Origin of the sequence: Tolypothrix sp. FACHB-123 (genome assembly GCF_014697075.1) — a bacterium.
Lineage (GTDB): Bacteria > Cyanobacteriota > Cyanobacteriia > Cyanobacteriales > Nostocaceae > Aulosira.
Genome location: NZ_JACJRE010000118.1, coordinates 1 through 7,977, shown reverse-complemented (window position 1 = coordinate 7,977; position 7,977 = coordinate 1). Strand labels below are relative to the sequence as shown.

The window sequence follows — 7,977 nt, the reverse complement described above, 5'->3', positions numbered from 1 at the left end:
TGCTTCTAATAGTTTCATTTGCACCCCAAAATACGATACTACAAGCACCTTATATTAGAGGACGCAAATTATCTTAAGTCCAGAGGATTGGTTCGCGACCACCTATCGCGAACCAATTTCCTTTTCCACATCCCGTGAAAAGTCAGAGGAATTAGTCAGGCAAAACAAGTTTTATTAATTGCCGATGGTGCAGAGTGGATATGGATACATATTCCCCCACTTTTGACACGATTAGGATGCCCGAATCAAACTTATCAAATTTTCGATTTTTATCATGTCACGGAAAACTTAAAAATCTTTGCAGATGCGGCTTTTCATGAAGAAATACAATCAAAAGAATGGTTTATAAAAGCCAGAAAGACTTTAAAAAAGGGTAATGCTAAATCCATAATCAACCAAATGGATGAGTTGATTGCTCCAGCTATTGGAGAGCGCTGTCAGATTATGGTAGGAAGACGAAATTATCTCTTAAATGCCTATCGTGAAGGACGTTTAAATTATGCTAAAGTTTTAGCTCAGAAACTACCTATTGGTAGTGGTGCAATTGAGAGTTTAATCAGGCAAGTAGTTAATTTAAGAATCAAGGGTAACAGTAAATTTTGGTTAAAAAATAATGCTGAAATTATGTTATACCTGCGCTGTCAATGGATGGCTGGAAGTTGGAATATTTTTTGTGGTTCTATCTTTAATTCCTTTATTAAACCTCAAACTGCTTGATAAATTTTATACTTGAGTCCTGAATCTTAGCTATTATTTGCTGTAATTAATACTAAGTATAAAAAACTAATCGCAGATATTTTTAGGAATAATTGCCAAATGACTGATTAGCAAGCTTTTTGAGATTTTTCATTAAGCTCAATTATCATGCAAATCAATATTTATCTTGTCAATAAAATCACTTTGTACTTAGATATAATTTTTAGCGATCGCACTCTTTTTTGGGTCGTCTAACAAAATCGCATTGCTCCCAAACTCATCTACAGCATATCCTGACGGCAGCCGCTATCAATTTAAGCCGAGTTTTCGCTTGGTTAGAGGAGATACCAAGGGCTAAAACTCGCTCCTCACACTTTGCGAGACTGGCAGACTCTACTGTGTGCTAGAAAATACCCATGATTGCTTGTTGCTTAAACATTAATAGAATTTGAGCCTTTCTCCGTGTATTACATGGTAAACCTAGCTATTTCAAGGGGTAAATATAGCGAAGCTGTCATGAAGGACAAGATAGCTGAAAACTCTTACTATATATAGGTTTCAGCGATGTTTGAGTAAAATTGACACTCTTGGACAAAACTTAGGTATCTATAGCTACAAAAACCGGAGTATTTATTAACTTTATTTACATGTTTTACAGCTAGGACAATGATCATCTTTTGGGGTGAATTGTTGAAACTCTTTGAAATCAAGCTTTGTAGCCCAATCCAGAGACTCCTACCAAACAGTATTTGTAATTCTCTTTGGTAAGCAAAAAGTAATTATTGACCCTTACATTGCAAGTGTTCAGGTAAAATACTACATAAGCATCAAAAACGCTCAAACTTATATATAGCAAGGCTTTTCAGACCATCTTGCAGCTTTTTATACGTATCTCGGCTTCACGTCTAAATGCTTCCAAAGTTATGGCACTGGATTTTGTATCTCATTTTCTTTATCAAGAGCATCTGAAATTAATTTCCTGCCAAAAATTGATCTTGAAGATTTTTTCAACCCCTCTAACATCTTCTGTTTTGTAACTGAGTTTATCAAACTAATATCAAAACTTTCATCAAATTCACATCCCCTGTACACACAGGAATAGAACAGAAGTGGATCTAATCCTTTTACATTTCTAAAAATGCAATGATTTAATTCCGTACGAATGAAATAGACATCTTGAAAACTAACATTTTCAAATACAACATTATCCAACTTTGAATCTATGAATTCTACATTGCTCAATTGTCCTGTTTTAAAAGTACAAAGTCGGATTAGAGAACCATCTCCAAAAAAGCTTGATCTAACTAGCAATGTACCTACGAATATTTCTAGCAAAGAACTTGAGATAAATTCTGAAAACTCTATATATAAACATTTCAATCTAACATTGAAAAATTGAGAATAGTGAATAGAATTGTAATAAAGATTTAGCGAAAAATCTTTGGTTAGGTTTCGTCTATTACCTTCCAGTAGAAGCATTGCAAGCGCATCAGATATTACCTGCTTGTGCCAACCCAGCTTATATTGATGCAAATCATTAAGATATTGAGCATCCCTTCTTTTATTATTCAAATAGTCTCTTTGTTGTTGAACTGTTTGTTCTCCAAAATCCTCAAACTTGTTGAGTTGATATAAATAATCTTTTTCAGCTTGCTCACAAACACTTTCTATGCACTTTTTCCTCTCATTTATAGGCAGTGCCTGAACAACAAAATTTCTATTTATATCTAATAAACTTCGTGATATTAAAATTAACTCATTTTTTGTACTAATTTGCGACAGCTCTGTGACGATTGCGTTAATCAAATCATAATCCAACTCTGTATAAAGCCGATTAATCAAAATATCTATAACATTTTTCTTATATTTTTTTTTGTCTTTATAAAAGCCTAAAGTGGCGATTGAGCTGAGTAAGATATCTTTGTTCGATGAAAATAATTCTTTAACATTTTCTTGATAAATCTTGATATCTCTTTCATCTGCATACTTTATGTAGCCCCAAATAGCTGCTGCAATTGCAGGAATTAGTGGTACAAGTATCTCAATAAATTTAGCCATTGGATTATTGCAGCCTGTCTATAGCTTGAAATGTCAGCATTAATCAACCCACTACCAAACTAGGAATTAGGTAAGCCGTTATTGGTGACTTTTTTTTAGGCTTCTGATTCCGGCATGGATTTGTTTAGGCGGTTTTAAGCTTTGGGCTTTACGCTAAACACAGGTTTATTATGCGCTTTTACGGACTTTTACACAATATTTTGTCATGAAGGCCTAAATATAGCGAAGATACCGTTGGCGAGAAATATTACTTGGGGAGAAAGTAGCGAAGCTGCTATCAACCGCCATGCAACGGCTGAAAACGCTACTGTCGGTGGAACCATAATATTGCCGTTTTTACATGCTTATGCTTTTAATTGACATTGGCAATATTATCCTTCCGATGTCTATAATCCTTGCATGGCATACATTTGACGATAAAAGTATTCATAATCTACCCCCACTAAAAATGTAGGATTGAAGTCACTCATAAGGCTGAAACCCTCACAAAATAAGGGTCTGAGAATATTACACCCAACTAAAAATCAAATCTTAAGATTACCTTTTTTGGCAAGCTTATGGTGACAATTTTGATTTCCGGCAATCTTATGGTTCCACCGACAATAGCAATAGTTTCCAGCTATCTTGCCCCTCATGACAGCTTCGCTAGATCCACCCCTTCAAGTTAAACTTACGATGTAATACACGGTTGAGTTTATGTTCAAACGGGATATTCAGGGAAAGTTTGCGCTTAAGAATGATGATTATCGTGAAGTACGTTCTTTGCGACTAACTGATGATACCTGGAAGAGCTTAGGGATAGCCTCTGAATGTTTGGGTTTAACTAGGGCTGACTATTTAGAACACATTGTTAGACATAACGCTCTACCAAATATTACAGGGGTACAACCGGGATACGTGTAAAATGGGACACGATGCAAAGTTTTGTTAATATACTTGCAATAATGCAGACTTTATGGTCATGTTTTTCCCAAAACTCACTCTTTTGACGCAGAGTATAGTGTCTTCTCTTCAACTACCAGCAAACACATAATTATTTTGTGTAAAAACTCGTGCTGATATTCAGCATAATAATTTCACTCTTTATAGTAAAAAGCATTGTCAAAATATAAACTCTTAAGAAATTAAGTTAAACTTTTTAGAGCCTGACGCGCAACTTCTTGGGCCCTAGATGACGTAACTTTTTGGTAACGTAGAGTTGTTTGAATATTCTCATGCCCCATCAGTGCCCGCAATTCCTCAATACCCATTAGCCCAACACGCTCAGTAGCAAAAGTATGCCGTAAATCGTGGATTCTGACTCCAACTAACTCCGGATATACACTTATTAACTCTCGCCAATATTCATGCACAGTGCGATAGCTAATTCTACTAACAACTTTAGTCACTGGCTGTTGTGCTGTGAAGAGTGCATCTACGGTATTATGGCGCTCATATTTGATATATTTACTTAATGCCTCGGCTGCCCCATGACTAAAATAACAACAACGCTGTTTATTACCTTTACCAAGTACTTGAAATTTATATAAGTCTTGGTTAACATTATCTATATTTAACGCTAAAAGCTCTGATATACGGCAACCTGAACGATGTAGAAGATGCACTATAGCATTCATGCGTAGGTCAGATTTAACAGAATTATAAAGGATATTTAACTGTTCAGGTGTTAAATATCTTACTAGAGAATCAGTTTTATGTTCTCCCCTATCAGGATTTGGTTGACGCTGTTTTAAACCATGAATGGGATTAAACTTAATATAACCTTGCTCCACAGCGAAATTCAACAAACTTTGTAGTATAGCTTGGTACTTGCGATGAGTTGTATAGCTGCAATCATCCAAACTTCTTAAATACTCAATTAAAGTCTGCTTACCGATAATTTCAATCGCCCAACTTCCGTATTCTCCAAGTATTGGTTTCAACGCCAATTCATAAGTACGTCTGGTACTTTTAGCTAAATCCGGACGTGACAAAAACTCCGTAATAACAGTGGCTAAAGCAACAGTCAATTTATCTCCAATTTATGTAATTTCTATCGAGACAAACAATCATTATTTAATATATCTTTTTTAGGAGAATAATGATGATTCTTGATGGATACTTTAAAGACACCCATGCCACAGGAACCGATTGGCGACTACATTAAGCGGTTACGCGTGGAATTAAAGATGAGTCAAAATCAGCTAGCTCATCAGGCTGGTATTCACCTGCATACATACGGAAAAATAGAACGGGGGATCACGACGAGATTAAATCACAAAACCTGTCGGGGGCTAGCTAGGGCTTTATCGATACCAATTGAGTACTTAGAAGGAATTTGTAGCGATGAGGGAATACAGCAACCATTTACCAGTACTAAATTTTGTCCTCAATGCTGGACTCCAGGGACACCCACAGAACCGATTTGGAACGATATCAGGTCATTGTACTGCTTTATGTGCGGGTTTGAGCTTGTTGATCACTGTCTCAAATGCAGCAAGTCAGTGACAACTTTCAAGCATTCCTATTGTCCTTATTGCGGCTTTTATTACAAAAATACGATTGTTGAAATTGGTAGTAAAAGAGAACTTGCTTTGAGAAAAAACTCTCGAACCAAGAAAAAGTGAAGATTTTGTTTTATATCTATAAAAGCAATACCAATATGGACAATCCATCAATACCAGCGTGACATCAATTGAACGTACCGCTTATCCTAGATTCAAACGCCAATTTACCACCAAAGAACTTACTGAGATTTATACTCCAACTAAATCTGAAATTGCTTTCGCTTACAATACGACGAAAGGTGAAAGTAATATTTTGAGCCTGCTCGTCATCTTAAAATCATTCCAAAGACTGGGTTATTTTCCATCGATTGCAGATATCCCACTGAAAATCATTAACCATATTCGCAGTCATTTAAAATTGGCTCTTGATATTGTTTTGGGTTATGAAAATAACAAAACAATGTATCGACATCGAACAGCTATCCGCGAATATCTTCAAGTTAAATCTTTTAATCAAACTGCTCTACATTTAGCGGTATCTGCGGTGAATGAATCAGCCCAGGTGATGGATAATCCTGCTGATTTAATGAATGTAGCTATTGCCGAACTGATTAAAAATAGATATGAGTTGCCAGGATTTAACACATTAAATAGATTAGTACGCCGAGTTAGGAATGTAGTCAATCAAAATCTATTTAAATTGGTACTTAGTCGCCTAAGTAATGATTATCAACAACGCCTACTCGACCTTATGTTTACCACTGATTGACCAGTATTGTGGAGATTTAGGTTTTGCTAATAATGCAGTTGATTTTGTTGAACAACTCAAGTCTTTGTTAACTGATACGGCTTTTAAAGTGGATGCTGGTTATCCAGATAATCGTCAACTTGTGATTAATGATTTGGGTGAACCTGTATTAAAAAAATCTGTGCGTCATGATTTGAGTCCATCAGCTAAGACTTTACTTGAGGCTGTGGAACAAAGGTTTGGTGAACGTAATTTGATTGATATTCTGCGGAATGTTGATTATTGGACTAATTTTACACGCCATTTTGGGCCGATGAGCGGCAGCGACCCGAAGTTAGAACGGGCGACGGAACGTTATTTGTTGACTAGTTTCACCTATGGTTGTAATTTGGGGCCGACTCAAGCTGCAAGACATATGCGGGGTATTGTCACAAGTAAGGAAATATCGTTTGTTAATCGCCGTCATGTGAGTGTGGATAAACTGAATGCAGCGCTTGTGGATATTATTAATCGCTACAATGTTTTAAAGCTTCCGAGCATTTGGGGTGACGGGACAACGGCGGCGGCTGATGGGACTAAGTACGAACTCTATGAAGAGAATCTGCTGTCTGAGTATCATATCCGCTATGGTGGTTACGAAGGAATTGCTTACCACCATGTTTCCGATACCTATGTGGCTTTGTTTAGCCATTTTATTTCCTGCGGAACTTGGGAGGCTGTTTACATTATTGAGGGTTTGTTGAAAAATCTTTCTGATATTCAGCCTCATACGATTCACGCAGATACTCAGGGACAGTCAACGCCTGTATTTGCTCTGTCACATATGTTGGGGATTAAGTTAATGCCCCGGATTCGGAATTGGAAGGATTTAAATTTCTTTCGCCCAGATAATGATACGGTTTACAAGCATATTGATTCTTTGTTCAAGGATGCGATTGATTGGGAGAAAATTCAAACCCATTGGCAAGATATTTTACAGGTTGTACTTTCGATTCAAACTGGCAAGATTTCCAGTGCGGTGCTGTTACGAAAACTGGGGAACTATAGTCGCAAAAACAGATTATACCAGGCTTTTCAGGAGTTAGGACGGGTAATTAGGACGGTATTTCTGTTGCAATATATTTCGGATATGAAGTTACGACAACAGATTACTGCGGCAACGAATATTGTTGAGTCTTATAACGGTTTCTCGAAGTGGTTTTTCTTCGGTGGTTTTGGGGTTATTGCTAATAATGACCCAATCGAGCAGGAGAAGATTGTCAAATATAATGATTTGGTTGCTAATGCTGTGATCTTCCACAATGTTGTGGATTTGACTGAGATTTTGCGGGATTTGCTGAAGTCTGGTTATTTGATTACTCGTGAAGATGTGGCGGCGTTGAGTCCTTATATGACGAGTCATATCAAGCGTTTTGGCGATTACTTGATTGATATGGAGACTGTGCCGAATTTGTTGGATGATGACAAGTTCTTAGTTTTGGCTTGAGAATTTTGAAGGTAGTTCTGGTAGGGGTTGTAGAGTTTTTGTTTACATAACTTTACAACGTGTCCCATTTTGCACGTATCCCGGTTGTACCCCTTACACGGGAAGACTCACAATTTTTAGCTCCTGATCAGGGGGAAAACGAACCTAGACCGAGTATTACACGGCAGAGCGAGTTTTCTCTAACATCTGATACGGAGCGCGAAAGACAGTCTGTTGGTTTACCAACTATAAGAGAACTTGAAATTTTACGCGATCGCATTTTGTCTGAACTGAAATTAGGTAAGCAAGCTACTGGGTATAAAAATGTTCAGAAGGTTCTCAATCGTTTCATTTCTGAACTAATCGGTTCAGTTTAGCTGTTTGGGGAATTCGCCAACGGTATCCGTATCCCGGTTGTACCCCTTAATGGCACTGTATGAGATATGCAATGGAAAAAGTGCGACACAAGTAGGTCGAGAAACAGGACGCAATCCTCAGACAGTAATGGAGTGGGTGCATCGTTA

Annotated in this window: 6 protein-coding genes and 3 pseudogenes; 7 read left to right on the top strand and 2 right to left on the bottom strand. The window is 37.1% G+C overall.

Annotation, left to right across the window (positions count from 1 at the left end; translation table 11 throughout):
- Positions 1 to 147: 147 nt before the first annotated feature.
- Positions 148 to 717 (top strand): annotated as a pseudogene (locus tag H6G41_RS33635) (ISLre2 family transposase); the annotation flags it as partial.
- 900 nt (positions 718 to 1,617) lie between these two features.
- Here the strand turns inward: H6G41_RS33635 and H6G41_RS33630 are convergent.
- Entirely contained in the window at positions 1,618 to 2,754 is a 1,137-nt protein-coding gene (locus H6G41_RS33630) for a pentapeptide repeat-containing protein (protein WP_190752675.1), read from the bottom strand.
- A 234-nt stretch (positions 2,755 to 2,988) separates the two neighbouring features.
- Here H6G41_RS33630 and H6G41_RS35955 point away from each other — a divergent pair, with 234 nt between their 5' ends.
- Together H6G41_RS35955 and H6G41_RS33625 are read left to right on the top strand one after the other, a co-directional pair.
- A complete protein-coding gene (locus H6G41_RS35955; RefSeq protein ID WP_277878224.1) occupies positions 2,989 to 3,114 on the top strand; it encodes a hypothetical protein in 126 nt (41 codons plus the stop codon).
- A 336-nt stretch (positions 3,115 to 3,450) separates the two neighbouring features.
- Positions 3,451 to 3,633, top strand: a pseudogene (locus tag H6G41_RS33625) (hypothetical protein); the annotation flags it as partial.
- Positions 3,634 to 3,878: 245 nt separating this feature from the next.
- On the opposite strand, the gene H6G41_RS33620 reads toward H6G41_RS33625, so the two are convergent.
- A complete protein-coding gene (locus tag H6G41_RS33620; protein ID WP_190752673.1) occupies positions 3,879 to 4,763 on the bottom strand; it encodes a tyrosine-type recombinase/integrase in 885 nt (294 codons plus the stop codon).
- An 84-nt stretch (positions 4,764 to 4,847) separates the two neighbouring features.
- Between H6G41_RS33620 and H6G41_RS33615 the strand changes: the two genes are divergently transcribed.
- From H6G41_RS33615 to H6G41_RS33605, 4 genes and pseudogenes are all read left to right on the top strand, one after another.
- Complete coding sequence (locus H6G41_RS33615) at positions 4,848 to 5,360, top strand: helix-turn-helix domain-containing protein (protein ID WP_190752671.1); 513 nt, start codon at positions 4,848 to 4,850, stop codon at positions 5,358 to 5,360.
- A 58-nt stretch (positions 5,361 to 5,418) separates the two neighbouring features.
- Positions 5,419 to 6,009 carry a DUF4158 domain-containing protein gene (locus H6G41_RS36540; protein WP_374939452.1) on the top strand — a complete coding sequence of 197 codons (591 nt, stop codon included), beginning with the start codon at positions 5,419 to 5,421 and terminating at the stop codon, positions 6,007 to 6,009.
- Positions 5,993 to 7,474 (top strand): annotated as a pseudogene (locus tag H6G41_RS33610) (transposase); the annotation flags it as partial. The gene H6G41_RS36540 and the pseudogene H6G41_RS33610, both read left to right, overlap by 17 nt.
- A 59-nt stretch (positions 7,475 to 7,533) precedes the next feature.
- Positions 7,534 to 7,830, top strand: a complete 297-nt coding sequence (locus H6G41_RS33605) for a hypothetical protein (RefSeq protein ID WP_190752677.1) — start codon at positions 7,534 to 7,536, stop codon at positions 7,828 to 7,830.
- Positions 7,831 to 7,977: the final 147 nt, after the last annotated feature.